General features: G+C 66.6%; 31 protein-coding genes and 1 pseudogene. 22 read left to right on the top strand and 10 right to left on the bottom strand.

Going from position 1 to position 24,830, the window contains the following annotated elements; genetic code table 11:
- Positions 1 to 149, top strand: a pseudogene (locus ACFY7E_RS31270) (IS5/IS1182 family transposase); the annotation flags it as partial.
- A 607-nt stretch (positions 150 to 756) separates the two neighbouring features.
- On the opposite strand, the gene ACFY7E_RS31265 reads toward ACFY7E_RS31270, so the two are convergent.
- Positions 757 to 1,965, bottom strand: coding sequence for a hypothetical protein (locus ACFY7E_RS31265; protein WP_389490826.1), 1,209 nt, complete (start codon positions 1,963 to 1,965; stop codon positions 757 to 759).
- 226 nt (positions 1,966 to 2,191) lie between these two features.
- Here ACFY7E_RS31265 and ACFY7E_RS31260 point away from each other — a divergent pair, with 226 nt between their 5' ends.
- Positions 2,192 to 2,596, top strand: coding sequence for a hypothetical protein (locus ACFY7E_RS31260; protein WP_389490824.1), 405 nt, complete (start codon positions 2,192 to 2,194; stop codon positions 2,594 to 2,596).
- A 463-nt stretch (positions 2,597 to 3,059) separates the two neighbouring features.
- On the opposite strand, the gene ACFY7E_RS31255 is transcribed toward ACFY7E_RS31260, so the two are convergent.
- The gene (locus ACFY7E_RS31255; protein WP_389490834.1) at positions 3,060 to 3,269 is read right to left on the bottom strand and encodes a CocE/NonD family hydrolase; all 210 of its coding nucleotides are present in this window, start codon (positions 3,267 to 3,269) and stop codon (positions 3,060 to 3,062) included.
- Positions 3,270 to 4,184: 915 nt separating this feature from the next.
- Here ACFY7E_RS31255 and ACFY7E_RS31250 point away from each other — a divergent pair.
- From ACFY7E_RS31250 to ACFY7E_RS31235, 4 genes are all read left to right on the top strand, one after another.
- Entirely contained in the window at positions 4,185 to 5,180 is a 996-nt protein-coding gene (locus tag ACFY7E_RS31250) for a bifunctional DNA primase/polymerase (RefSeq protein WP_389490832.1), read from the top strand.
- The gene (locus ACFY7E_RS31245; protein ID WP_389490821.1) at positions 5,177 to 6,724 is read left to right on the top strand and encodes a phage/plasmid primase, P4 family; all 1,548 of its coding nucleotides are present in this window, start codon (positions 5,177 to 5,179) and stop codon (positions 6,722 to 6,724) included. The genes ACFY7E_RS31250 and ACFY7E_RS31245 overlap by 4 nt, the downstream gene beginning before the upstream one ends.
- A gap of 217 nt (positions 6,725 to 6,941) precedes the next feature.
- Positions 6,942 to 7,316 (top strand): DUF6009 family protein, encoded by a 375-nt coding sequence (locus ACFY7E_RS31240; RefSeq protein WP_365548895.1) that lies wholly within the window; start codon positions 6,942 to 6,944, stop codon positions 7,314 to 7,316.
- A 288-nt stretch (positions 7,317 to 7,604) separates the two neighbouring features.
- Positions 7,605 to 9,272: an SWIM zinc finger domain-containing protein gene (locus ACFY7E_RS31235; protein WP_389490818.1), complete on the top strand. Its 1,668-nt coding sequence runs from the start codon at positions 7,605 to 7,607 to the stop codon at positions 9,270 to 9,272.
- 348 nt (positions 9,273 to 9,620) lie between these two features.
- Here ACFY7E_RS31235 and ACFY7E_RS31230 read toward each other — a convergent pair whose 3' ends face one another.
- Positions 9,621 to 10,340 (bottom strand): hypothetical protein, encoded by a 720-nt coding sequence (locus ACFY7E_RS31230; RefSeq protein WP_389490816.1) that lies wholly within the window; start codon positions 10,338 to 10,340, stop codon positions 9,621 to 9,623.
- 249 nt (positions 10,341 to 10,589) lie between these two features.
- Here ACFY7E_RS31230 and ACFY7E_RS31225 point away from each other — a divergent pair, with 249 nt between their 5' ends.
- The gene (locus tag ACFY7E_RS31225) at positions 10,590 to 10,850 is read left to right on the top strand and encodes a WhiB family transcriptional regulator (protein WP_389490814.1); all 261 of its coding nucleotides are present in this window, start codon (positions 10,590 to 10,592) and stop codon (positions 10,848 to 10,850) included.
- A 687-nt stretch (positions 10,851 to 11,537) separates the two neighbouring features.
- The gene (locus ACFY7E_RS31220; RefSeq protein WP_389490812.1) at positions 11,538 to 11,825 is read left to right on the top strand and encodes a hypothetical protein; all 288 of its coding nucleotides are present in this window, start codon (positions 11,538 to 11,540) and stop codon (positions 11,823 to 11,825) included.
- Between the two features lie 73 nt (positions 11,826 to 11,898).
- Here the strand turns inward: ACFY7E_RS31220 and ACFY7E_RS31215 are convergent, their stop codons facing one another.
- Complete coding sequence (locus ACFY7E_RS31215; RefSeq protein ID WP_389490809.1) at positions 11,899 to 12,369, bottom strand: DUF6924 domain-containing protein; 471 nt, start codon at positions 12,367 to 12,369, stop codon at positions 11,899 to 11,901.
- Positions 12,370 to 12,648: 279 nt separating this feature from the next.
- On the opposite strand from ACFY7E_RS31215, the gene ACFY7E_RS31210 reads away from it, so the two are divergent.
- The 4 genes from ACFY7E_RS31210 (at position 12,649) to ACFY7E_RS31195 (ending at position 14,002) form a co-directional block, all read left to right on the top strand.
- Positions 12,649 to 12,867, top strand: a complete 219-nt coding sequence (locus ACFY7E_RS31210) for a type II toxin-antitoxin system prevent-host-death family antitoxin (RefSeq protein ID WP_389490807.1) — start codon at positions 12,649 to 12,651, stop codon at positions 12,865 to 12,867.
- A 33-nt stretch (positions 12,868 to 12,900) separates the two neighbouring features.
- Positions 12,901 to 13,269, top strand: a complete 369-nt coding sequence (locus ACFY7E_RS31205) for a DUF6247 family protein (protein ID WP_389490805.1) — start codon at positions 12,901 to 12,903, stop codon at positions 13,267 to 13,269.
- Complete coding sequence (locus ACFY7E_RS31200; protein ID WP_389490802.1) at positions 13,266 to 13,595, top strand: hypothetical protein; 330 nt, start codon at positions 13,266 to 13,268, stop codon at positions 13,593 to 13,595. Before ACFY7E_RS31205 ends, ACFY7E_RS31200 begins: the two co-directional genes overlap by 4 nt.
- A gap of 104 nt (positions 13,596 to 13,699) precedes the next feature.
- Positions 13,700 to 14,002 (top strand): DUF6283 family protein, encoded by a 303-nt coding sequence (locus tag ACFY7E_RS31195; RefSeq protein WP_389490830.1) that lies wholly within the window; start codon positions 13,700 to 13,702, stop codon positions 14,000 to 14,002.
- Between the two features lie 223 nt (positions 14,003 to 14,225).
- Here the strand turns inward: ACFY7E_RS31195 and ACFY7E_RS31190 are convergent, their stop codons facing one another.
- On the bottom strand, positions 14,226 to 14,435 hold the full coding sequence (locus ACFY7E_RS31190) for a hypothetical protein (protein ID WP_389490800.1): 210 nt from the start codon (positions 14,433 to 14,435) through the stop codon (positions 14,226 to 14,228).
- A 100-nt stretch (positions 14,436 to 14,535) separates the two neighbouring features.
- Complete coding sequence (locus ACFY7E_RS31185) at positions 14,536 to 14,700, bottom strand: hypothetical protein (RefSeq protein ID WP_389490798.1); 165 nt, start codon at positions 14,698 to 14,700, stop codon at positions 14,536 to 14,538.
- Positions 14,701 to 14,732: 32 nt separating this feature from the next.
- On the opposite strand from ACFY7E_RS31185, the gene ACFY7E_RS31180 reads away from it, so the two are divergent.
- The 7 genes from ACFY7E_RS31180 (at position 14,733) to ACFY7E_RS31150 (ending at position 19,428) form a co-directional block, all read left to right on the top strand.
- Positions 14,733 to 14,942, top strand: a complete 210-nt coding sequence (locus ACFY7E_RS31180; RefSeq protein ID WP_389490796.1) for a hypothetical protein — start codon at positions 14,733 to 14,735, stop codon at positions 14,940 to 14,942.
- A 349-nt stretch (positions 14,943 to 15,291) separates the two neighbouring features.
- Complete coding sequence (locus ACFY7E_RS31175) at positions 15,292 to 15,624, top strand: cupin domain-containing protein (protein ID WP_389490794.1); 333 nt, start codon at positions 15,292 to 15,294, stop codon at positions 15,622 to 15,624.
- 347 nt (positions 15,625 to 15,971) lie between these two features.
- Entirely contained in the window at positions 15,972 to 16,271 is a 300-nt protein-coding gene (locus ACFY7E_RS31170; protein ID WP_389490792.1) for a hypothetical protein, read from the top strand.
- A gap of 144 nt (positions 16,272 to 16,415) precedes the next feature.
- Positions 16,416 to 16,859 (top strand): hypothetical protein, encoded by a 444-nt coding sequence (locus ACFY7E_RS31165; protein ID WP_389490790.1) that lies wholly within the window; start codon positions 16,416 to 16,418, stop codon positions 16,857 to 16,859.
- 372 nt (positions 16,860 to 17,231) lie between these two features.
- Positions 17,232 to 17,735 carry a hypothetical protein gene (locus tag ACFY7E_RS31160; protein ID WP_389490787.1) on the top strand — a complete coding sequence of 168 codons (504 nt, stop codon included), beginning with the start codon at positions 17,232 to 17,234 and terminating at the stop codon, positions 17,733 to 17,735.
- 386 nt (positions 17,736 to 18,121) lie between these two features.
- Positions 18,122 to 18,706 (top strand): DinB family protein, encoded by a 585-nt coding sequence (locus ACFY7E_RS31155; RefSeq protein WP_389490785.1) that lies wholly within the window; start codon positions 18,122 to 18,124, stop codon positions 18,704 to 18,706.
- 242 nt (positions 18,707 to 18,948) lie between these two features.
- A complete protein-coding gene (locus tag ACFY7E_RS31150; RefSeq protein WP_389490784.1) occupies positions 18,949 to 19,428 on the top strand; it encodes a hypothetical protein in 480 nt (159 codons plus the stop codon).
- 384 nt (positions 19,429 to 19,812) lie between these two features.
- Here the strand turns inward: ACFY7E_RS31150 and ACFY7E_RS31145 are convergent, their stop codons facing one another.
- The 3 genes from ACFY7E_RS31145 to ACFY7E_RS31135 all read right to left on the bottom strand — a co-directional run bounded on the left by ACFY7E_RS31145 (position 19,813) and on the right by ACFY7E_RS31135 (position 21,172).
- On the bottom strand, positions 19,813 to 20,070 hold the full coding sequence (locus tag ACFY7E_RS31145) for a hypothetical protein (protein WP_389490782.1): 258 nt from the start codon (positions 20,068 to 20,070) through the stop codon (positions 19,813 to 19,815).
- A 200-nt stretch (positions 20,071 to 20,270) separates the two neighbouring features.
- A complete protein-coding gene (locus tag ACFY7E_RS31140; protein ID WP_389490779.1) occupies positions 20,271 to 20,717 on the bottom strand; it encodes a GntR family transcriptional regulator in 447 nt (148 codons plus the stop codon).
- Positions 20,718 to 20,755: 38 nt separating this feature from the next.
- On the bottom strand, positions 20,756 to 21,172 hold the full coding sequence (locus tag ACFY7E_RS31135) for a hypothetical protein (RefSeq protein WP_389490777.1): 417 nt from the start codon (positions 21,170 to 21,172) through the stop codon (positions 20,756 to 20,758).
- 245 nt (positions 21,173 to 21,417) lie between these two features.
- Here ACFY7E_RS31135 and ACFY7E_RS31130 point away from each other — a divergent pair, with 245 nt between their 5' ends.
- On the top strand, positions 21,418 to 22,293 hold the full coding sequence (locus tag ACFY7E_RS31130) for an IS5 family transposase (RefSeq protein ID WP_389490774.1): 876 nt from the start codon (positions 21,418 to 21,420) through the stop codon (positions 22,291 to 22,293).
- Between the two features lie 10 nt (positions 22,294 to 22,303).
- Here the strand turns inward: ACFY7E_RS31130 and ACFY7E_RS31125 are convergent, their stop codons facing one another.
- Positions 22,304 to 22,825 (bottom strand): hypothetical protein, encoded by a 522-nt coding sequence (locus ACFY7E_RS31125; RefSeq protein ID WP_389490772.1) that lies wholly within the window; start codon positions 22,823 to 22,825, stop codon positions 22,304 to 22,306.
- Positions 22,826 to 22,932: 107 nt separating this feature from the next.
- On the opposite strand from ACFY7E_RS31125, the gene lipB reads away from it, so the two are divergent.
- Complete coding sequence (gene lipB, locus ACFY7E_RS31120; protein WP_389490770.1) at positions 22,933 to 23,574, top strand: lipoyl(octanoyl) transferase LipB; 642 nt, start codon at positions 22,933 to 22,935, stop codon at positions 23,572 to 23,574.
- A gap of 54 nt (positions 23,575 to 23,628) precedes the next feature.
- On the top strand, positions 23,629 to 24,762 hold the full coding sequence (locus tag ACFY7E_RS31115; protein WP_389490767.1) for an IS630 family transposase: 1,134 nt from the start codon (positions 23,629 to 23,631) through the stop codon (positions 24,760 to 24,762).
- The last annotated feature ends 68 nt before the right edge of the window (positions 24,763 to 24,830 follow it).

Here is a 24,830-nt window from a genome sequence, read left to right as displayed (position 1 = left end):
ACCACGCCAGGCTGCGGGCACCGGGAGAGCGGGCCTTCGCGCAGCTGAAGTCCTGGCGCATCCTCCGCCGCGCCCGATGCTCCACCCGCCGCATCGGCACCCTCGTCCAAGCCATCCACACCCTGCTGACCTGGAGCTATTCAGGATGAAAGAGGCTCACTCAAGACCATGACGCCCTTCATGAGGCCAAATGCGAGGTGAGCCCAGGAAACCTCATGGAGAAACTGATCGAAGCCGAGCGGAAGAAGCGCGGCCTTTGTTGAGCCGGCAGGCACACGCGGCCCTGATGCGGCAGCAACAGACAGCCGCTGTCCGGCGCAGTGGACACCACGACCACCGCAACGGCCATCTCCCTGACGGATGAGCCGAGTGCCGGGATTCGCCGTACCACCGCAGAAGCAACGGCCAGGGAAGTCCGGTCGCTACCCCGCACAGCCAGTGACTGATCAAGCCACTGCTGCCGACTTCAGTCGCTCGGTAAAGTACCAGCTCAGAGCCCTGCACACCTGTCAGCAGTGACTGAAGTGACTGAGTTCCGCATGCTGCTTGCGTGGATCACTCGTAGGTGTCTTATGTAGACACCTTGAGTCGCTTTCTCTTCACCCATATACCGCCTGACCTGCTGTTTTGTTCAGCAATGCAGAGTAAGCGACTGAAGCAGCCCAGTCGCTGCCGCCATACGCGGTTGCCGCCGAGTACCTCTCTACAACTCATCTCTCCGCAGGCCGTCCCCATTGAAGACACCCTGCTCACGCCTCACATCGAGATCGACCGAGGACCCTTACCGACGGTCAGAGCGGTGTGGCCAAGGATCTGGTGAGCACGTCTGGTGCCCAGGCCGAGGCGTTTGAGGGCTTGGGCTTTGCTGAGGCCGAGGTGGGTGAGGAAGCTCAGTTCATGATGGAGGAGGTCGGGGGTCCAGGGGGACTGGTGGGCGGGGGTGCGGATGCCGTTGGGTGAGGTAGCGGGATCGTCGATGGTCTCGTTGTCCCAGGCCAGAGGCGGTGCCCAGGCTTTGGCCTGGGCGCGTTGACGGGCGGCGGGGGAGGGGCCTGGCTGGTGGGCCAGCTCTTCCCAGGCGGCCAGGATCGCTCCGCGCAGGGCGGGTGTGCTGTGCGGATGGCCGATGAAGGCGGTAAGCGTCTTGGCGCTGATGCCGCCTGCCGCGCCGATGTTCTTCAGAGTCCAGCCGGCGGTGCACAGGGCTTGCAGGCGTCGTAGCAGTCCGGTGTCGGTGATCTGGATGCGGCGCGGACAGGCCGGTGGGGGAAGGTCTTTGAGGGCGAGGATCCGCTGGGCTATGGCGGTGTAGATGCCGCGTCGGGGGTTGCGGACGTGGTCGAGAAGGGCGCAGGACAGAGTGCTGGGTTTGACGCCCGCGGTGCGGGCGATGAAGGAGCGACTGGCGCGGTCGTAGCGCAGTTGCAGGTTGTGCAGATGGTCGATGACCTGCTGCAGGTCGGTGGTGTCGCTGCGGCGTGTAAGGGCGGCGATCAGAAGCAGATCCGGATCCAGGACGAGGAGCCGTTGGGCAGCTGCCTGCTGGATACGCCGGGGCCGGCCAGCGGTCACGTCGTGCAGTGCGGCGGCCAGGGTGCTGGGCGATATGCCGGCCGCTCGTGCGACAGCGGCCTGTGACAGCGCGGGGTGCGCGGACAGCAGCGTCTGCACGTGGCGTATGGCGGGGGTGGCGTCGGTGGAGCGGCCGCCGTATCCGCGGTCGCGACACGGCAGATCGACCGCCCTCACCGACAGCAGGCGCTGGGCGATGGTTGGGCTGACCGTACGGTCCTGGGCTTGGTCTTGGCTCTTTTCGTGACGGGTGTCGCGCAGCAGGGATTTCAGGGTGGAGGAGGCAACGCCGGCGTACCGGGCGATCGCGGCCACCGGCAGGTGCGGGCGCTGGGCGATCAGGTGCCGCACGTGTTCGATGACGGGGGTGGCGGCTGTGCGGTCGGCTCGCATGGGGGAGTTCCGGGAGAGTCGGACAGGACGATCGGGCCTATGTGTTGCCCGAACTCTACGAGTGAGCAGGACCCATGAGGAAATGCGGCCGGTCCTTGACGGCCGCTGTACCGGCAGTGGAGTTCATGACAGGGGGGTGTGGGGGAGAGGAGGCTATCGGAGTGGTGTGTCCGCGGGGCGGAGTGTCGAACCGCCTCCCGAAATCGAACAGGAGTAGCATTAATCCGTGAGTGAGAACGCATCTCCCGATGAGGAGCCGAAGGATCCGTACGGCTTCCCGGTCGATCTGAAGGACCTCCAGGCCCGGCTCCACCAGGCGCATGCCGCCTACCGGGCGCTGCTCAAGAGCCTGCCGTGGTCGGTGGAGCCGTTGCCCGGCTGGCCCGGCACGGAGCATCCGCACACCAAGGAGGTCCTCCCAGGCCGGGAGAACAGCCCTGGCTACACCCCAGAGCAGGCTGCGGAGGAGAAGCGGCTGTGGGATCTGGTGCGTGAGCTCTCAATCGCAGTAGCCACGCATCCGTACTGGAGCAAGTCCGAGCGCGGCACCGGACTAGTCGAGGCCCGCATGGCGCTGAAGCATCACCCTGACGTCATGGCCGTGATCGACGGCCTTACCGAGGCGGCCTGAAACAAGACGGACGGAAAAAACGGTCGGCTACCCGTGCTCGGGGGCACGGGTAGCTGGCCATTGGGCTCCCGTCCTGTCGGAGGCCGTGCCCCGACCGTACGTCACAGCGGTCTTCACGGGCTCGTGATGAGGATGCGACATGGGCTGTGCGGGTGGCCTGGCCAGTCATCTGGCGGAGTGTTATCAGCTCGCTGATGTCGCGAAAGCCCCATCCCGCCGACGATCGGCCCCCTCTCGACGAATGGCACTGGACCTCCGGGGGCGGACCGGTATGCCTCAGCGAGGGGGAGGTCGGGGGCAGCCCTTCTCAGACAGCGCTGCAGCCGCAGGGTTACCCGCAGCAAGCTTGGTACGCCCTGGTGCTGTGCGGTAAGGCCTACGCCACCGACGAGCGCGTTCTCCAGGCAGAACGCGCTTCCGGGGTGGAAGAAGCCGTGCGGATCGTGCATGCCCATCTGGACGATCATCGCGCGCAGCTCAGGGGGCGGGTCCAGGGCGAGCGCCTACTGGACGCAGCCGAGGTAACTGAGACCAACGGTCCCCAAAGGACGCCCAAAAACCAGGGCGGCCGACGCAACCAGACGGTAGTGGCCTGGCCGGCAGCGGCCTCGTTGCGCCAGAGGTGGAGATCGCCGCCGGAGCCGCCGGTGCCGCGGCAGCTCTGGAGGACGATGTGGAAGCCCTACTCAGCCAGGAGGGCCCCGTACATCGGCGCCCAGGGGAATCCCCGGCCATAGGGCAAGCGCACCAGCAGCGTGGGGAAGTCCCCCCGTCCAGCGGGTAGTAGCGGTCACTCAGCAAGCCGCTGCCGTCTGCTGCGGGACGACGAGGCCGGCGTAGGCGTCGTGCGGCTTGGACGGCAGTCCCCTCAAGGTTCATCGCACGGCCCTTGTGCTCAGGGGCTGATCTGGGATGTCAGTCGGTTGTGGTGGTTCGTTGACGGTCTTTGGACCCTGACCGGCTGTGAATGCTCGAGCATGATTCTGGTGTTCAGGTCAGTGCTTCTCCAGGTTGAGACCCTGGGCTGTTTAGTCCCTGCAGCTTCAGTCCCTGGAGAAACCTGCAGGTCAGAGCGGTTAGCTCTACCGCTGAGGGACTGAAGGGACTCAATTTTCATGTTTCCAGCCTTTACGTGCGTGCGTGTATGCGCGGGCGTATGTATCTCCTTGAAGCCTGAGCCGCTCATAACTAGAGATTTCAGTCCCTTCAGTCCCTTTGAGTCCCTGAACCGGCTGCCCCAGCCCGCTGACCTGCAGGTTTATGTAGTGACTGAAGCGTCAGGGACCGAGGCGCTTCAGTCCTGCTTTAGCCCTCTCGAACGGGGAGGGTGTGCAGGGGGAGGGGAAGTCCGAGTGGATGACCCGGGCTGGAGGTCTTCCAGCCAAGTGACCGAACAGAGACTGAAGGGACCGAAGGGACCGAATTTTCAAAGAAGGGTGAGGTCATGCGCGAGTCGCCCACGGCGCTGCGCTAGCATCCAGGGTTAGGGAATCTTCAGTCCCTTCAGTCCCTCAGTCCCTTCGATCACCTCCTCTGTGCCGCCAAGGAAGAGCCTGTGTCCGTCCGTCCTGTGCATGTCGCAACCTGGATGGCTCGGCATGGGTTCGCAGTGCATCCTCTTACTCCCGGTGCCAAGACACCTCCCCCTAACTGCCAAGCCTGTACAGCAGGAGCCCATCAGCCCCAGAACTGTCCCTGCCACGTACAACAGGGCTGGTGTCACGGTTTTCACGCCGCTACCACCGACCTGCACACCCTCCAGCAGTGGTGGTCCATCCAGCCGGAGTTCGGCATCGGTATTGCCTGCGGCCCTTCCCGCCTAGTCGTCGTCGACGTGGACACTCACGCCGACCGCCTGCCTGATCGGTCCCGGCTGCTGCCTGGCATCTCCATCCACGACTCCGTCGACCTTGCCGGGCTCAGCAGCGGATTCGACACGCTCGCTCTATTAGCTGCCTACCGACGCCGACCAAACCCTTGCGCGGACACCTCGACCCTGCGCGTACAGACCCCTTCCGGTGGAATGCACATCTGGTACCGCACGCCCCGCCACGCCCCCGCGTTCAAGTCCTCCAGCGGATCCAGCAACCGCACCGCGCTCGCCTGGCAGGTCGACATCCGCGCAGCCAACGGATACATCGTCGCGCCCGGCACCCGCACCACAACCGGCGCCTACCAAGCCCTGCCCGGAGCCCGCATCCCCGCTCCGCTCCCACTGTGGCTGGTCGCCGAACTCACCCGCACCGGACACCGCGCGGACGCTCCAGCACCTTCGAAATCCCCGGCACCGAGCTCCCCCCGCCCCGCAAACACCCCCCATGTCCTTACAGCCCTCCTCAAAGAGGTAGAGGACTGCGGAGCCGTCCCCGAAGGAGCAGCCTTCAGTGAAAAACTCAACCGAGTCGCCTTCACAGCCGGTGGACTCGTCCAAACCGGCTACCTCAACAGCATCGAGACCCGGCAGCTGCTCATCGAGACCGCTACACGCGCCCGGCCCCACCAGCCCCGCAGAAACGCCCACATCGTCGAGACCGGCATGCGTGCCGGCAGCACCCGACCCATCCGACCCGAGGAACGCACATGAGCAGCGCCGGAAGCACCGGGTTCAACGCCCAAGCGGCGGCCGAACAGCTCGCCGCGTTCGGTGACGAGCCCGCGGCCGAACCGTCCAAGCGCCTGCATCCCCCGCAGAAGAACGCAGGCCCGGTTCTCACAGATCCTTCCGACTTCGTCCAGTCCGGGCTGCTCGCCAACCTCAGCGACCGTGGCAACGCCAAACTCTTCGCCCACCTGTACCATGATCGATTCCGCCACGTCGAAGGACTGGGCTGGTACGTCTGGGACGAGTACCGGTGGAAGCGCACCGGAGGAGAAAAGGCCGCCATCTGGGCCGCCGGCGACATGGCCGAGGATCTGCCCATCGCCGATCCCCGCGGCGTCTTCACCGACCGGGAACTCATCCAGCACCGCAAGCGCGCCATGTCCACCTCCGGCGTGAAGGCCATGCTGACCCAGGCCAAAGCATCCCCCGAGCTCGCCCTCGACCCCGACAGCCTCGACGGCGACAAATACGCTCTGTGCACCCCGGCAGGCGTCGTCGACCTGCGCACCGGCGAACTCCACAAGCCCGACCCCACCCGCGACCTGCACTCCCGGGCCACCTACCTTGCCCCCGAAGCCATCCCCACCCCCCGGTTCCACAGCTTCCTCGACCAGACCTTCGGCGAGGACGACCGCGGCAAAGAGATGATCAACTTCCTGCATCTCCTGCTCGGCTACTCCATCACCGGCGACGTCGGCGGCCAGGTCCTGCCCTTCCTCTACGGCGTCGGCGCCAACGGCAAATCCGCACTCCTCGACGTCGTCATCAAGATCCTCGGCGACTACGCCGACGTCGCACCCCCCGGCTTCCTCATGGAACGCGGAAAGTTCAACGAACACTCCACCGAGCTGACCGAACTCCACGGCCGCCGACTGTTCGTATGCAGCGAGCTCAAGCCCCACGACAAGTTCGACGAAGCCCGCGTCAAACTCCTCACCGGCGGCGACCGCCTCAAAGCCCGACGCATGCGTCAGGACTTCTTCAGCTTCGAACCCACACACAAGCTGTGGCTGCTGGGAAACCACCGCCCCGAGGTCGGCACCGGCGGCCACGCGTTCTGGCGACGCATCCGCCTCATCCCCTTCGAACGCGTGGTCCCCGACCACCGCAAGATCGACAACCTCGCCGAGATCCTCGTCCACGACGAAGGCCCCGGCATCCTCTACTGGATGATCCAAGGCGCCAAGGCCTACCTGGCCACCAAGCCCGCCCTCACCGGCCCCAGCGTGGTCCGCACCGCCACCCAGGCATACGCCACCACCGAAGACCACATCGGACGCTTCCTCGCCGAGTGCTGCACCACCGGCGGCGACCTGGAAGAACCCCGCGACCTCAGAGTCGAGCAGGGAGCCCTCTACCGCGCCTACAGCAGCTGGTGCCAGGACGGCGAAGGACTGCGCCCGGCCACCACGCGCGCATTCGCCACACGCATCCGGGCCGAGGTAGGTGTCGCCTCACCCAGCGAAATGCTGCGGTCCAACGGACAGAAGTTCTATCCCGGGCTCGCGCTGCTGGCAGACGACTGACCCCCTCAGCGCGCAGCAGACGGGTAAGCCTCAGCACGAAGCCGGAACGCGTGCTCCCGGAAGACGACCGACACACCTACCATGGATGAAGAATGAGCCGAGCCACCCAAGTGCCGGGCCTAGTGACCGCCGGCCGTATACCGACATCGGCGCCGGGTACGGCGTGGAGGAAACCGGGCCCTGCACGGGCCGACATGATCAAGAAGGGATCCAGGCCATGAGTTCGCTACTGACGGCAAGCGACCTCACCCACGAGGACAAAGTGGTGTGGCTGGAAGACCCCGAAGACCTCGACTACGTCCGCCAGGCCCTGGACAAGACCCCCCGGCGCCGGGGAAAGCCCCGATACCACCGCGACGGCCGCATGATCGGCTTCGCCGAACTCAGCGACAGCGCCGAAGCCGACCCCGACAGCGGCCTGCAGAAACGACGCGTCTTCTACCTGCTGCCCCACGACCGTGACGCCGAGCCCGACGGGCTGTACCGCGCCGGGGCACCTGGCGAAGCAGTAGACCCGCGAACGATCCAGCCGGGCCAGGTGGGCAGCAAGACCGCTCGCTCCCAGCGCGGATCCGAAGCCACCGTGGCCTGAACCGGTTTTCCAGTCCCTTCAGTCCCTGGCGGACGTACGCGCGCACAAAGAGAAGCGTCGCAGTGCACAGGGATCTTTCTCAGGTTCAGGATGTGGCGTGGGGGAGGATACGAGGATCTCCACGAGATCGTCTTCGAGGGGCATCAAGGATGGACCTCACCTGTCCATCCTAGGGAAGCGGGGATGCCGGCTCATCCCTACGCGGCCGCAGGCTGCTCGTCCTTGAGGCAGGCGAGCACAACCTCTCGGTTCTCGCCTCACTGGATCATGGCCGGGAAGTAGAGAAGCGTGGGCGGTCTTACCGAGGCGAAGCTGGCGCAGATGGCCGGGAAGCGTTCGTTTGAACGCGGGCTCGGCTACACCGACGCGGTGTCCGGACTCGAGGTGGGTGACGGCTGGATCAGAGCATTCGTACATGGCACGGAGCGATACGAGGCAGAACTGCTCCTGGGTAAACGCGGACGACTGTCCGGCAGATGCGACTGCCCATACGGCCAGGAAGGCAACTTCTGCAAGCACCTGGTCGCCCTGGGCCTGACAGTGATCTCACAGGAAACAGATGTCCTGCGACGAGGTGAGCTGGCCCGAGGCCGAGCGCACGGCCTCGACGCCTGGCTGTCCAGCCTGTCAAGAAAGGAACTGCTGGCACTCCTGCAGCAAGAAGCAGCCGGGGACCGACAGTTGCGCCGCCGTTTGGAGCTGAAGGCGGCGAGCGCCTGCGGAGACCTGGACGGCATCCGGGCCCGTATCCGCGAGCTGTTCGATATCGGACCGTTCGCCCGGTACGGCTATGTCGAGTACACCGATGCCCAGGCCTACGCCGACCAGGCTGGCCAGGCAGTGACCGCGATCAAGGCACTGATCGGCTCAGGCCGGCCGAGTGATGCGATGGTCCTGGCTCAAGAGGCCATCAGCCTGCTGGCAGCAGTGGTCGAAAGCATCGATGACTCCGACGGATCGCTCACCCAGATCGGTGGCGACCTGGCCGACGCTCACTACGACGCCTGTGGGCAAGCTCGCTTCGACTCCGAGAAACTCGCGCACTGGCTGGTGACCCATGCGCTCGATGACGCGTCCGATCTGACGGACATCGACCCCCTCAAGTACAAGGACCTGCTGGGGGAGCGGGGGATGGCCTCTCTACGTCGTCATGCGGTCAACGCATGGCAGGCCAATCGCACCGGCTGGGCCGAGAAACAGCTCATGCAACGACTCGTGAAGTCGGAGCAGGACACCGACACGCTCATCGCCATGCACGCCGCAGACCTCGCAGCAAACGGTCACACTCACCTGCTCATCGCCCGCGAACTCGATACCGTAGCCCGTCCGTCCGAAGCCCTTGAATGGGCCGAGCGCGGCATCGACGAGACCGAGGATCTTGCCGCAGTAGACACCGCCCTGGTGGACTACCTTGCCGACCGCTACCAGCGGGCCGATCGGCTCACCGATGCCCTCGCGCTGCGCCGCGAGCACTTCATAGCCCGCCGTACCCTGCTCACCTATCGGCAGTTGCGCACCGTCGCCCGAGCCACCGGCCGCTGGCCGGCCGAGCGAGAAGAAGCCCTGAACCTCCTCCGGTCCGCCACCACCGCGAAAGACACTCACAGCAGCCATGTCCTGGTCGATGTCCTACTGGACGACGAAGACATCGACACGGCCTGGCAGGTGGCCACCGACAGCGGCGCCCGCGACAACCAGTGGCTCGCACTGGCCAGCCAATCCCACGCCACCCGCCCCGGCGACGCTCTCACCGTCTACCACCGCCTGGTCACCCCGCTCACCCGGCAAACAGGCGACCGCGCCTACGAGCAGCTCGTCAGCCTGCTCCTGAGCATCCGTGACTGCCACGACCACCTTGGTACGCCAGAGCTCTTCACTGCCTATGCTGCTGATCTGCGCACCGCCCAGAAGCGCAAGCGGAACCTGATGAGACTGATGGACGAGCACGGGTTGTGAACCAGGACAGCGTCCGAGTCCGGTGGCAGGCGCCACCTGTGCCATTCGCAGCCTGACAGCCGCTTCGCCAAGGGCAACGTGACTGTTATCGACCTCTTTGCTTCCTGGTACAGGCGCCGTTCGAAGCCTCCTGGAGAAAACTTCCGAAGCCTCCAGCGAGGCAGAAGCCCTGATCGGAACGCACCCTCTGACTGCAGAGACCAGCCGGTACGAGACCTTGAACAGCAGGGATGGCAGATCGGAAAAGTTCTTCTCCTCTACAACCAACCGGCCCGTAACGGCCGGGCTCCGTAGAGCGCTTGGCGCCCTGCGATCCGCCGAAGCAGCCGAGCCCGGCCGTTGGACCATTCAGGCTCCGGCCGTGACCGTCTCGGCGGGTTCACCAGCCGGTGCGGAAGCCCCGGTGCCGGCATCGGCAGTGTCTGCGGTCCTGGGCTTGGTGTAGAGGGCGACGCCTTGGCGGGTGTCCTTCTCGACCTTGTTCTTCTTCACCAGGCCTTCCAGGGCGTTGCGGACGACCTGGACCGAGGTTGAACGCTCGGCGTGCGCCGCGGCGAGTTCCGCGTGGATCTCACTGACCTTCAGCGGCTCGCCGAGGAACTTCTCCCCCAGCAGGCTGTCGATGAGCGTGCCAAGCGTCGGCTGCGCCCCTGACGTACTGCTGGCGGCCTTCTTCGGCGCTGTCTTTCCCGGCGCCGTCTTCTTGGCCGGTGCCTTCGCCCTCTTTGCTGTCGGCTTCTTCACCGGCGAGGCCTTCTTGACCGTCGCCTTCTTCGCCGACGAGGCCTTCTTCACCGCCGCCCTCTGAGCAGGGGCCGCCTCCCGGGTCTCCCGCGGCTGGGGTACGGCCGCTTCTCGTACGGCCTCATCCAACCCGGCCACTACGCTGCTGACCGGTGCGGAAGAGGGCATGGAGTCCAGCGTTGCGGTCAGCCACTTCTCCTCCGTCCGCAACTGCTCCAGACGGGCGGCGATCGACGCTTGCTCGGCACGATTGGCCTCGAGGTCAGCGGTGAGCTGCTCTGTGTACCTGGTGTGAATCGAGGTGCTGTCCAGCTCGTTCGGCACTACAGTCCACGCTCCTTAAATGATGGGCATTGGTGCCGGATGTTACTCGCCACTGGCCAAATCCCGTTGCTGCAGCCCGAAAACATCCCCGGCGAACTGACGGGACCGGCAGACGGGGAAGGTGAAACACCTCGCGCCAAGAGCCCGTTCACCCCACGTCTGAAAGGCAGTTGGGCATGTCGAACCACGTTCGTTCGACGGCATAGGGTTAACGCGCAAGGGCGTCTTGAGTGCGACGGGAGAGCACGCGTGCGTGAGAGCGGTGAGCACTGGCGCGAGAGCGCCGTCTGCCGACAGGGGGACGCCGAGCAACTCTTCGGAGCAACCGCACACCAGAACCGGGCCAAAGCCCTGTGCACTGGTTGCCCTGCCCGCATACCGTGCTTAGCCGAAGCTCTTGATGAACAGATCGAGTTCGGTGTCTGGGGCGGTATGACTGAACGTGAACGCAGGGCACTGTTGCGTCGTAGACCTCACGTCTCGTCATGGAAGGCAGTGCTGTCCGGTTGACTCGCACGGCTTGCTTTACCGGACCGGCAGGCTCGAGTGGTACGCGTAAGGCCTTTCACCGAGACCGACCCTCTGTGAGCCCCTGGGCAAAAGGCCAGGTCAGAACGGTCACAATAGAGAAGCAGGGGCTGAAGGGACTGAAAACCTGGAACCTCTTCGCCTTATCGGCACCCCTCGCCATCGAGTTCCCCTCCCTGGTGAACGACCTCGCAGCCGGCTGCCCACAGATCCGGTGAGCTGAAAGGCCATCACCTGTCTGCGTCCTTGGGCATGCGCTCATCGTTCCGCCCCTCTACGGTATGCCTTAACCGCCCCGACAGGACGGCAAGGCGGCCTCGTGTTCCTTCGCACGTCACGGGGCCGCCCCTGCTCACCCCATAGGCACTGTCGCGACACCGGCCACTGCAACACAGAGCCCGACAAACTCGGGGTGATCACCGCCCAGGTCCTGCAGGTGGCGGGATTGGCCCTCAAGGACTCCTCCTCATCGGGCGGGGTCGCGTGGCTCTGGTCATGCGGAGGCCAAGGCGGTCGGGCTGGCAATCACGATGGTGGTACCGCCGCTGCTTCTGACACATCAATGGGGTGTGTCACTGCGATCCGGCCACCGGTTCACCAACCGCTGACCATTCAGATCATTGCGAAGCACGTCCGAGGGACAAGACACTGTGCGCGGGCGGAGTGGTGATGATCCTGCGCCACGACCCGATCGTCGGCCAGGTGTGGATCGTCGAGGAAGTCTGCGCGATGTGCGCACCCCACATCCCCCACGCCCGGATCCTGGCCCGCGCCGCGGCCCCCGCACGACACACCACCAGCAAGCCCACCACCCAGAGCCAGGCCCAGGGGAGCCGAGCGCAGGTGCTGCCGCGCCCGGGCGTGCCCAGCCTGTTCTCCTCCGCCGACGCCGCCGAAGTGGGCACCGACACCGTCCGGCGCCCACGCAAGCCCTGCCGCCATCCCCGTCAGGGCTGAGAGGTATCACCGGCGGCAAGGAGCTCGGTTGACGGAGTGGGGGTCTGTTCGGTGGGAGTGGCGGCTGAGTGCTTCAGCCGGTGAAGCCTCGGAAGACACCTTCGGGATCTTCCCCAGCCATATCCGCGACCTCGTCAAAACCCTGATTGGCGATCATCAGGTTCACGTTCATCTCGTGCACCCCATGCGGCACCGTACGGAACATATCGCCGTAGATCTCGAACTCCTCATCATTTTCGCACTGGTCCCTGCTCCGCAGGGACAGGGTCAGCAGCGTGCAAGGGCTCTGCCACATCGAGACGTGATCAGCCAGATAGACCACGCTGTAACGCTCCGCAGTCCCGGACGCCATGGACATGACCTGCGCGGGTGTGATCCCTCTCCACTGCGGGTCGTCGACCAGATGGACGTAGGGCTCGAAGTCATCCTCCTCGCCCCAGGTCCTCATGAGCGCCGTCCACGCCTGCTCGTCACCGTAGCCGGTCCTGATGACCAGCGCGGCATCCCTGTCACGCTCCATCGGCCACTGCACACGGCCACTCATCCCGCTCTCCTCCGCCCAATCCAGAGCCCGCAGCCGGAAGGTACGGTCACCCGATCCCCCGGCGCACAGCTTGCAGCACGCACGGGCCGCATACCCCTGCAACCAGGGGGGTGCGCCACGCAGCACCGATGCTCCCGGGAGTGACTGTCCTTGGGTGACTGGTTTGATGCCGTGGGCTCGGAGGATGCGGCCGTGGTCGGGTGCGGGGGATTTCTACAGACAGACCCAACTATCGCAACTATGATAGTTGGAGGTAGGATCGGGACTATGGAGCCAAGGATGTATACGACGATCGATCTGCGTAAGCAAATGGGGGAAATCCTGGATCGGACCCGTATCGCGGGCGAGCCGGCCGCGATCACCCGCAAAGGCAAGACGCTGGCCTACCTAGTGCCTGCGGACTGGTTCGAGCACTATCAACAGCTCACCCAGCCCGAGGCCGCAGAGCCCGGACCCGTCCCACCCGCCGCCGCCGACGACAGCGCCGACGCGGCCTGACCGGCCCGCCCCGCGCCCAGGAGAACCCCCGCCATGACCGCACAGCCCCTGCACTCCGAAGACCCCGGCACCAACCGTCCTCGCCCGGTGCCTCCCATGCCCGAACGCACCCCCCAGGCCCTGCGCCTGGCCATCCAGGACCACGCCCCGCACCTCCTGCCCGACTTCGAGGCCCACTGGCGGCGCGCCATCGCCGACACCTTCAACCTCACACCCGTCCCCGCGTTCATGCACCTGTGGTGGACCCAGTACGCCATCGCCCGCGACCCCGAACTCGAAGCACACCTCGCCGACCTCCAGGCCCGCGCAGCCAAGGAAACCGACCCGAACGAATCTGGGCCCCTACTTGCCGAATACAGCCGCCTGCGGGCGATCGCGGCCGCAGTGGAGCCCGGCCGGTGACCGACCAGCCCCACCCGCCACACCCACCCTGGCAGATGGACTGGACCGCCCAGGCCCGCCACACCTTCGACAACATGCCTGCCGACGGCCGCAAGCTCGTCCTGGCCGTCCGTGCGGAACTGATCACCGCCACCGACCCCTACTACCGGGGTATCGACGCCGACGCTCACCTGCCCCACTGGATCAGCGTCCGCCCCCTCACCTCCACCAACCCGGGCAGTGAACACATCGCCGATCTCGCCGGCGGCCGCGGCTGGCTCATCTACAACTTCATCCGTCGCCATGCCGAACCACAGATCACCGTCACCGACGCCTTCTGGGCCTGACCGCCTTCCTGCCCGGCGGCACCAGATTCCCAACCATGCCTGTCACGCACACCCCACGCTCAGTTCCCGCAGCGCATTCCGCTGCTCCACCGTGAGCTCGTCTCATCAACCACTTCTGCGGCAAGGACGGCCAGTCGCGTATCTGCGGAGGCTGGACGGGCTGCCATGACCGTGACCAGCTCCTGGCACTGCGCGTGGCTCTCGCTGACAGCCAGATCACCGTAGAAACCGCTGAGGCGATCCGGGACTACACCTCACCGATGCCATTGTTCGAATCCGGCGCTGAGGCCGCCGCGCACGGCATGCGCGACATCCTCGCCCCCGACCCCGAGGCTCGCCGGACCATGAACAAGATCGTCCGTGTCCGCCCGGACGTCACATACGCCCCCGCACGCCCCACTGACTGACCCCCGGTCCCGATCCCGCGCTCGCGGCGCCGGGACCTTCTCACGCCCACCACAGGCATACTGGGCCTGCCTCATCCGGCCCCAGCCCTGCCGCTGCGCCCTTTGTCCGATCTCGCAGCGCTCCCGGCCACCGCGTCAGCCAGGCCCAAACGAAGACACTTCACGAACACCCCGAGGGGTCTGCTCCACCCGCGTGAAGTCTCACGCGTACTACCGGTCGGCGTCAGGCGACGGGTTCGATGCCGACGGCGATGTTCTGAGCGCGCAGGTGCACCGCCAAGATCTCCATCTCGACGAGCGTGCCGATCAGACCATCTCCAGCAAGCTGTACGGCCCGCGCCCGTGCCGCGGCAAGGGACACCTCCCGGTCACCGCGCAGGGCCCGCAGTCCCCCGACCAGATGTGGTGTCTGCCCGGACAGGCGAAGCCGCACCGCGCCGTGCGCCTGCAGCAGAGCCTGCCGAATGTCCTCGGGCGTGACCGACCCGCTGTCCTGCTCACACCAGCCGTGCGAACAATCCTCGCAGTAACCCTCACACCGCTTCCTCCAGCATCCCGACCCGCCGCACCCCGTCCTCGAGCACCTGCACACCCACGGCATCACCGCCTGCTTTTTCACCACCGCCACGCGCGGCACAGCCTCCGGCCTGCGCCTGGTGGCCCCCACCACGGAAACGGAGTTCAGACAGCTCCAGCACGCCCTGGACACCCTCCCCGAGTGGCTGCGGCCATGAGGATCACCATCGACACCGACACCGACACCGAGACCGAGAGCTACGCCGACGCAGCCACCTGCCTGCGCACCGCATACGCACCCTCACTCCGTGGCCGCGCATCCATGTCCTACCTCGGCAAATTCGTACTGGAACCCCTGCCCGCCGACACCGAACCCGCCGAGCGCTCGTTCATACCCGTGAGGGATGAACGACCGACGCCGTAGGAGCAGGCGCAGTGCAGCTCGATAACCGGGGCACCGGCACGGAACCCGCCCCGACCGGCCTCGCCGACAGCAATCGGCCGCGACCGGCCCGGGCGCTCCTGCCGTGCCCGGGCCGTGCCCGTACGCCCGGCTACAGCGACCGCCATCCGTCGTACAGGGAGCTGGCCGGGCGAGGGGACGGCTCCGTCGGCGAGTCTGACCCGGACCCGGCCGGTCAGCCGGTCCAGATGGAGCCGCAGGAGCCTGCCGGCGCGCAGCGTCCCGCCTGTCGGACCGGCCCAACGCGATTCCGGCCCGGCCACCCCGCACCCCCATGCCCCTGAAGAACACAAGGAAAGGACCCCATCTCATGCTCGCAGGATTCGACGTCACCCACGCCGACCAGGCATCACGACACCAGGTCAAGGACGGCATCACGGTCACGACGCTGCGCGACGGCACCCATGACGAGCTGTCGGCGATGCTCATCGACTTCGAACCCGGCGCCGTCTTTGGCGAGGAACTCCACCAGACCCCGGAGATCCTCTTCGTCCTGGAAGGCCAGTTCCACGACGGCCAGCAGATCCACCCGGCGGGCACGCTGATCACCGCCACCGCCGGCAGCGTGCACTGGCCGCAGTCCGAGACCGGCTGCCGCCTCCTCGCGCTCTACCCCAATGGCACCGCGAGCGCGGGCGAGTAGCCCGCCCCTACCGCATCCCCGCAACCGGCTCCGCGTTCTGCAGACGCCCGCCCCGGGGCTCATCCCCAGCAGTACCCGGTCCGGGAGGGACCGCCCCCCTTGCCCCTCCCGGACAATCGCATCCCGGCAGCCAGGCCCCGGACCGCTGATCCTCCCTCCACTACGATGGGCGGCACAGGGCCGGTGCGCCGGCCTGCTGCCCCGTTCCCGCGCCCACGCCGCGAGGGGAACCCCGAGGCCGAGAGCCTGCAACTCTCTTGCCCCACAGTGCAGTTCTTCTTGTCGGCACGCTTGGTCTTCCAGCGGCCCGCGAGGCGTGGAGTGCCGGGCCGGGGACGAGGATCGGCATGTCCAAGAACACCACCCGCCAGCACGACCGGGCCGTGCGCGCCTACATGGCCGAGCACGCCGTGTCCTTCAGCCAGGCACGGTGCGCCCTGACCGCGACCACGCAGAGCCAGACCAGCGCTCCCGCACCTTCGCAGTGGGACGGCTTCACCCCCGAGGAACGCCGCCGCTGGGACGGGGTGAAGCTGTCGAGCCTGGCCTCGTGGCAGGAGCTGCGCCGGCTTGGGGAGGTGGCCGACGAGCTCGGCTGGTCCATGCCGGCCACCTCGCCGACTGGTATCCCGCTCTGGGGCGGGTGAGCCTGCGGCGCAGCGACGCCTTCACTTACGAGACCCTGGAGGAGGCACTCCTCGGCGCGGCAGAGGTCTACCTGCTGTGGGGGCGACAACCAGGGCTTCGAATGCCCCCACCACCCCCTGGGCTGGAAGATAATGAGAGAGGGCATGCGGGCCGAACGCTGGTTCGACACCTTCGCTACCACCATCCCCCGCGACCCCGACCGTAGCTTCCCCAAGGAAGTGTGGTCCCGGCTCACCGACCACGCCCGCTGCACTCTGGCACGGGAGCCTCTCTGGCTCGGCGCCGACCCCGAGTCGACCGCCAATCGGCAGCAGAGCCCCGCTGCTTCGGACCGGTTGGCCAAGGACGCGCTGCTGGGTGTTGTGTCGGCAGCGAACTTCCTCATCGCCGCATGGCGCCAGCAGGTCCTCAACCTAATCGGCGAGGCGATGCGTACCCGGCACCATGTGTGGCACGTCGAGAGCACTGACCAGGCCTGGCAGACCGACGGACGTACCGTGTTCAGCGACATCCCCGCCGTCGCACTGGCACAGGCCCGCCGTCTGCTGACCAGAGAGGGCCGTAGCCGGGCAGGGCGAGATTGTTGACATCTACTGGGCCAGTCCCGCACCGGCGGGGCACTACTACCGGTCGCTGTGGTTCCGGCTCAAGGTCTGGAAGATCGAGGACCACTTCACCGGCCCGCGTGATGTCCCCTGGATGCGCGTCCAGTGAGCCGACGGCATCCTGCCGGGCATCTCCTTCACCGACATTGTCGCCATGCGCCGGGCCACCGGCCAGGACCTGTCGCCGTGGGTCCCGGTCACCAGCGAACTCCTGCGGATGCCGACCCTCGACGATTACCCCTCGCCCTTCGACGACGCACCCGAGGAGGACTGAGGCCTCCATGTCAGTGGCTCGTCACCCAGCCTTGGCCGGGTAATCAGCGGCGTCATTGATCGGGGCTATGGTTCCCGGTCATGGGGTTCTCGGGGTCTTTCATCGTGGCGCGAGCCGGTCGGCCGCTGACGGAGTTGGCGGCGATACGGGCGTCGGACTGTGTGCCGTTGTGGTTGGCGCGCGATGGCGAGTGGCAGATCCTGCAAGCGTGTCCCATCACGGATCCGGAGCCTTCGATCATCGGCGAGACGCGCGCTTCTGTTCTGGTCTGCCATGTGGTCGACAGTGACTTCGCGACCGTTCAGGCAGCGAGCCCCGATGACCTGTCATGGCAATGTGCTTTGTCACCGGAGATGGCGCGGGATTGCGGCCTGCCTGGTGAGTGGATCGGTGATTCGGTCAAGGTGAGCGAGCGAGCTGCAGCCTGGGCTCGAGGGGCCGGTTTTCAGCCGGACCTGGTGGCGCTTAGGGCTGCCCTGGTGACTGAGTGTGATCCGCTGGCGGAGGACTTGGTCTTCGCGCTCGTTCACGCCTTGGGGTTCCGGTTCCGTAACGCGGTCCACCTGGAACCGCCGACGGTGTGATTCAGTGTCCGTTCACGAGCTGCGCCCTGCCGACTCACCAGCCGAAGTGCCCAGAGCGGTCGCACGATCTGCTGCTTATTGACTTCGGCTTGTCGGGGTACCCCTGGATACCCCAGGGGTACCCCGACAAGCCGAAGTCAGTACCTGCCCGCAGGCTGTCTCCAAGACCTGATCTTGGAGGTGCTCGTGGGGCATCGACTGAGCGTGTTCGTCCGGCTGGTGAGCATGGCGGCACCACCCTAAGAAATTGTCTCACGTGGCAAGTTTCGCGAGATTCTTGTAGCAGGTCAGGGCGGCAGTCGTGGCCGGGCCTCGGCTCTGCCGGTCATTGCGGACCGCATACGTGATCTTGAGAATAGGAGCGGCCAGTGGCAGGCTCGTGCCGCATGATCGATGCATTCGCGAAAGACAACCTGCACGGGAGACTGCGGCGGGACCGCGAGGCGCTGCTCTGGAAACTTGACGGCCTGTCCGAGTACGACGCCCGCCGGCCTCTGACGGTGACCGGGACCAACCTCCTCGGCCTGGTCAAGCACGTGGCCACGGTCGAGGCCAGGTACTTCGGCGAGGTCTTCGGCCGTCCTTCACCGAAACCGCTGTGCCGGTGGCAGGACTCCGACGGCAGCGATCTGTGGGCCACCAAGGATGAGACCTGTGAGCAGATCATCAGCTTTTACCGGCGCGCGTGGGAACACTCGGACGCGACGATCGAGGTGCTTGCCCTGGACGCCTCCGGCCGCGTGCCGTGGTGGCCCGAGCCTTATACCAACACGAACCGGTTCGCCGTCATGATCCATGTCCTCGGCGAGACCGCCCGGCATGCCGGGCACACCGACATCCTGTGCGAGGGCCTCGACGGTCGGACCGAGCTGCGCCCCGAACACGAGAAGCAGATCGACGAAAAAGCCCGCGCGGCCTACTGCGCGAAGATCGAGCAGGCCGCCAGGTCGGCGGCGCCAAGCGAGGCGTAGAGGTTGTCTCACGTCACGTCCGTGCGGGCTGTACTGGACGAACTCGGGGCCCGGGGTGAGGTGGACTGGTCCTCGGCGATCGCCGACGCGGCCCCTCCAGCCGGGACATCCACCGGGCGTGCATCCGCCCTCCGTCCGGAGAGATCCGAACGCATCCCTCCGGCCGGGCGCCCACTGCAAGCCGTGAGCCCAACCACGCCGTATACGCTCGCCTGGTTCTATGCCACCGGGAAGGGACCCACATGATCCACAAGAAGTCAGTGCAAGGCACCGTGTTAGCCGCCGCCGTCCTGGCGGCCCTGGCCGTCTCCTGCGGCACAACCCCCGAGCCCGACCGCCCCGCATCAGGCGCAGGAGCGGCCGGCCCCGACAGGGCCGGCGCAACCCCCTACCCGGACAACGCCTACGCGCCGTCCACCGGCGAGAAGGTCCGGGACGCCTTCGCCACCCTCCAGGCCACACTCAACGACTCCTGCGCGAAGGACTGCGACTACTTCCTGGGCCGTGTGAACAAGGAACTCCAGGAACTGGACCGGGCGATGAAGAACGACCCCAAGGGACCCGGGCACTTCCCCGAGCCGATCCAGAAGATGACCGAACTCAACAACACGCTCGGCGCGGACGCTTCCTCCGAGAACCTGAAGAAGCACCACAAGCAGCTCATCGCCACCCGCGACTTCATCAACACATGGATGCAGGACCACCCCGACGACTACCGCTGACCGCAGACGTCACCTGCCACTGCAGAGACGGAGGCCCGCGGCCAGAGCGCTTCGAAGACACCTCCTGGACCGCGCCCTCCCAGTGCTCCTCCTGCCGTGCTCATCGCTTCTTGCCGGCGGTGGGGCGCGCGGGACGGTCGGCGCATGGGGGAGTGGTGACCTCTCTCGGGTCAGGCCGCGCTCACCGGCGGCCAGGCAGGGTCGAGGGCCACGGCAGCTGCTGAAGGGGTGTAGTGCCATCCGGTCCGGTACAGGGCCTCCGCCTGGTCGGCCAGTGCCTTGATACAGGCAGACCGTTTAGCGGCCGCGCGCCGGCGGGCGGTCTGGCCCGGGTGATGCCGTGCCCGGTTCCTCGTCCGCCCCCATGGTTTCTGTCGGGCCCTGTCAGGGCTGCTGTGGCGCCGGTTTTTCCCTCCAGGTGTCGCGGGTCTCGAGGACTTCCAGCTTGTGGGGCAAGGAGAGCTCGTCGAAGAACCGGGCGTCTCCGTAGGCCGCCTCCTTGGCTTCCAGAGCCTCCTCTTCGCAAGCCGCGTTGAACGCTACCCACGTCGCGCCGCACGAAGGCTCCTTGCCGGCTTCGAAGACGTGGAGGCAGCCGTGGGAGAAGCAGTACGCGTAGGTGTCCCCAGGTTGGTGATTCACGATCCCAACTCCTTCATGCGTGCGGGTAAACCGGGTACCGGTGGCCGGATGGGTCACTGGCGGGGGAGGGGCGGGACGATTCTGTCACCGGGCGGTGCGGCGGGTGGGGTCCTCACCCCGGGTTGTTCACCCTGCCGGGCGCCCACCCCGGGCGGGCGTCCGGTCCGGCTGTGGAGGACACCGGTGCAGCACGGCCGCCGCTACTGTGTCTGCCGCTGATCAGTAGCGCCCAGCGCCGCCCGCCACTTGGCCAGTTGTTCATCGGTCACCAGGCAGGTGTTCAGCTCCCAGCTGGGGTGTCCCTGCGGCCGGAGGTGGCCGAGGACCTCGCGCAAGATCTCCTCCAGCTGTTCGCAGCGACGGCCTTGCCCCTCTTGCCCTGCCACTTCCGAGGGGGAGGGGGAGGTGACGAAAGTGCCCCGGCCCGGTACGGCGCCGGCCAGGCCCTCGGTGCGCAGGAGGTTCAGGGCGGAACGTGCCGTCAGGCTGGAGACGGCATACCGCTTCTGCAGCTCGCGCATCGACGGCAGCCGCGCACCCGGCGCGAGACGGCCGCTGTGGATCTGTCCGCGCAGCTCCGACGCGATCTGCCGGTACAGAGGCGCAGCCCCACGGCCAGAACGCAGCGAAAACATCTCCTGGACCATGGCTCCCGCCTTTCCCGGCGCTCCTGCTTCTGCCGCGCTCATCGCGTCTTGCCAGCGCCGGGGCGCGCGGGACGGTTGGGCTGCCGGCCGATCTGCTCGGCGACGGCCCGGATCTCCCTCTCGCCGTAGGCGGTACGCACACCGGAGAAGGTGTAGCCGGAGCGCCGGGCGAGCTCCTCCAGACCGTAGGGGTGGCTGCCGTGGAACTCGCGGCCGTAGGCCAGCAGTCGGCGGATCTGTGCGTCGACGGCTTCTTTCTGCGTCCTGAGGCCGTCCAGCGCCAGCAGCAGCGGATCCACGCCCATGGCCTCACCGGCGGCCTCCAGGCGGAAGGCTTCCTCCTCGCGCAGCTCTACCGTCTTCTCGCAGGCGTCGGTGAAGCACTCCTCTGGTGTCACCGAGCCCGGCTCGGGCAGCGGGTGGCACAGGGCGGCAAGTTCTTGAGTCCCATCCATTTTGCGATCATCGCAAAACTTTGTGATGATCGCAATGCTGGAATCTTGGTAGGCCGGGACGGAGTGCGCACCACGGCGCTCCGTACACCTGCCCCTCCTCCCACGCACCACAGGCCGGGCACTCGCAGTCCTGCCCTGCCCCGGCCTCTCCAGGGCTGCTGAGGAGGACTGTTCCTGCCGCAGGATGGTGTCGGTGCTAGGCCGTGTATCGAAAGTGGATCTTGGGCTGTGAATGATCACGGTTCATGGGTCGGGGAGATCTCACGGACGAGCAGTGGGCAGTGCTGGAGCCGTTGTTGCCGAAGGGGGAGAAGGTAGGGCGGCCACCCGTCTGGCCTCGGCGGCAGCTGATCGACGGCATACGGTTCCGGGTCCGGACCGGTGTGCCGTGGCGGGACGTGCCCGTCGAGTACGGGCCGTGGAACCGGGTCTACGACCTGTTCCGCCGATGGCAGCGGGACGGCACCTGGCACCACATCCTCACCCGGCTCCAGTCCCTGGCCGACGCGAAGGGAATGATTGTGTGGGACCTGAGCGCCGATTCCACGGTCTGCCGTGCCCACCAGCATGCGGCTGGAGCCCGAAGGCAGGGTGACCTGCAGAAGGAACCACCAGGCGGTGTCCATGAAGAGCCCGGAGATCACGGACTGGGACGGTCGCGCGGAGGGTTCACCACCAAGCTGCACCTGGCCGTCGAACAGGGCCAGAAGCCCATGGCGATCGTGGTGACCGCCGGGCAGCGCGGGGACTCGCCGCAGTTCGAACCCGTCCTGGCAAAGGTCCGCGTGCCCCGCCTCGGTCCGGGCCGGCCACGCGTCCGCCCCAACCGGGTCCGCGCGGACAAGGCGTACGCCTCCCGCAAGAACCGTGCCTACCTGCGCCGCCGCGGGATCCGCTGCACCATCCCCGACAAGGCCGACCAGGCCCGCCACCGCCGGAAGCTCGGTTCCCGCGGTGGCCGACCACCGCGCTTCGATCCGGTCGACTACCGCGAGCGCCACGCGGTGGAGTGCGGGATCAACCGCCTCAAGAGACACCGCGCTGTCGCCACGCGATACGACAAACTCGCGGTCCGCTACGAGGCGACCGTCCTCGTCGCGGCCATCAACGAGTGGCTGTGACCCTCGGCCATCACACGATGGGATCCACGTTCCACGTCTCCGGCAGATCACTGCCGCAGAAGACGCAGACGAAGTCGTCCTCGCGCACGATGTTGTGCTCCTGGCAGTCAGGACACCGGCGGAACACCACCTCGTGGGTGAAGCTGGAGGGCCGTTCGATCCCTACGTCGTCCAGAGCACGAGCGACTGCCGACCAGGAGCCAATGTCGGGGCAGTATCCGGTGGACTGGTTGCTGACCGTGTTCACAGTCCACCGGTCCCGCTCGCGCACGAAACCAATCTCGCCGGCACTCAAGACCATGGCTCCGCCGGCACAGGCCACGTGCTCGCTCCGTCGCGGCGCCAGCCGAAGCACACCGTCCACGCCGACCACGAAGGTGAACGGTTCGGCCAGTTCTGCTGCCGATAGCTCAGCGATCCAGCTGTCGAAGTCAGTCGCCGAGCCGATCGGGCACCCGCCGCTGTCAGGCCGGACCGCAGCCTTCAGCTCGACCGGTCCGACGTATCGGTAACTCCGCCCCCGCGTACTCACGTCAGCCAACCTAGTGCCGCATCAGGCAACGTTCGCCCTGGTCGCTTCTTCCTTCGGCGTACGCTCTGGCTGTCTATTGAGTGGTTGTGACGTCGAAGGGGTCGGGTGTGGGCGAGAGTGTGCTGGAGCGGGTTGATCTGGGTGAGGTTCCCTATGTTGAAGCGGTTGAGCGGATGGGCTCCTGGGTCCGCCAGCGGCGAGAGGGGTTAATCGCAGATCGGCTGGCACTCCTCACCCATCCGTCAGTGATCACTTACAGTGCCCGAACGCCGCGTCACGAACTGCCTGTGCAGGCTGGGATCCCTCTGGTCGAGGTGGACAGAGGCGGTCAGGCGACCTACCACGGACCGGGGCAGCTGATCGGTTACCTGGTGGTCAATCTCCGTGAGCGTGGCCCCGGGGACATCGTGCGCTGGCTGGAGGAGGGCTTGGTCAGTGCCCTGGACTCGCTGGGCCTGCAGGCTGTCCGACGGGATACCCCGCCCGGGGCCCAGAGCCTGGTCGGGGTCTGGACGCCGGCGCACAAGAAGATTGCCTCGATCGGTATGAGGATCCGCGGCGGTGTGACAAGCCACGGGTTCGCCCTGAACATCGCGCCGGACCTGGCCGCGTTCTCGACGTTCACGGCCTGCGGGTTGCCCGAGGTCGCCATGACCTCCCTTGCGGAAATGGCTGCCGCCGTGGGCAAGGCCACTCCTACCGAAGGAACGGTGCGAGACGCTGTAGCCGCCGCGCTCGGGGCCGTTTGACGCCCCAGAAGCCACCTCACCCCCAGAACGCGGGTTTTCCGTCAAGCTATGTGGGTGGCTGGGAGGGTGCGGGTGCGCGAGATCGATGACGACGAGGGCGGGCGGTTACTGCGGATCGTCCGGCGGGGCACCGGCTCGGTGGTGACCTGGCGGCGGGCCCAGATGGTGCTGCTGTCCGCGCAGGGCATGCCCGCGGCGAAGATCGCCGAGGTGACCTTCACCAGCGACGACCGGGTCCGCGACGTGATCCACAACTTCAATACCGATGGCTTCGAGTCCCTCTACCCCAAGTACCGGGGCGGACGGCCCAGGACCTTCACCCTGCCCGAGCGCCGGGAGATCAAGAAGATCGCCAAGTCCAAGCCGGCCGAGCACGGCCTGCCTTTTTCGACCTGGAGCCTGGCCAAGCTGGCCGACTTCCTGGTCGCCGAGGGGGTGGTCGACGACATCAGCCATGAGGGCCTGCGCATCTTGCTCCGCGAGGAGGGCGTCACCTTTCAACGGGTGAAGACCTGGAAGACCTCGAAGGATCCCGAATACGCGGCCAAGAAGGCCCGCGTCGAGCACCTCTACGCCATCGCCGACGGCGAGGTCGTCCCTGAGGACGGCGAACCCGAGGTCGTTTTGTGCCTGGACGAGTTCGGGCCGCTCAACCTCCAGCCTCACCCAGGCCGGCAGTGGGCCGAACGCGGCGGCCAGCACAAGGACCCCGACCGTGAACCACGGCCGCGGCGCCGCGCGACCTACACCCGCCCGCACGGCGTCCGGCACCTGTTCGCCGCCTACGACCTGGGCAAAGACCGGCTCTACGGCCACATCAAGCCGAGAAAGCACCGCACGGGGTTCCTGGAGTTCTGCCGTTACCTGCGCAGCCTGCACCCCCTCGGGAAGCGCATCGCGATCGTGCTCGACAACTACTCCCCGCACCTGACCACCAAGTGCTGTCGGCGGGTCGCGGAGTGGGCGGAGGCGAACAACGTCGAGTTCGCCTACACGCCCACCAATAGTTCGTGGCTCAACCGGATCGAGGCCCAGTTCACCGCCCTGCGCTACTTCGCCCTCGACGGCACCGACCACGCCAGCCACAAGGAGCAGGGCAGCATGATCCGCCGCTACATCATCTGGCGAAACAAGCACGCCACCGACAAACGCCTCCGTGCAGTCGTAGACAGGGCGAACGTTGCCTGATGCGGCACTAGAGCACTTCCGACACACGCCCTAGTTCTGCCATGGGTGTCAGTGCCGCCCTGCATAGT

Source organism: Streptomyces sp. NPDC012825 (genome assembly GCF_042900925.1).
Taxonomy (GTDB): domain Bacteria; phylum Actinomycetota; class Actinomycetes; order Streptomycetales; family Streptomycetaceae; genus Streptomyces.
The sequence above is the reverse complement of the archived record's forward strand: the minus strand, read 5'-3'. Positions and strand labels throughout refer to the sequence as shown.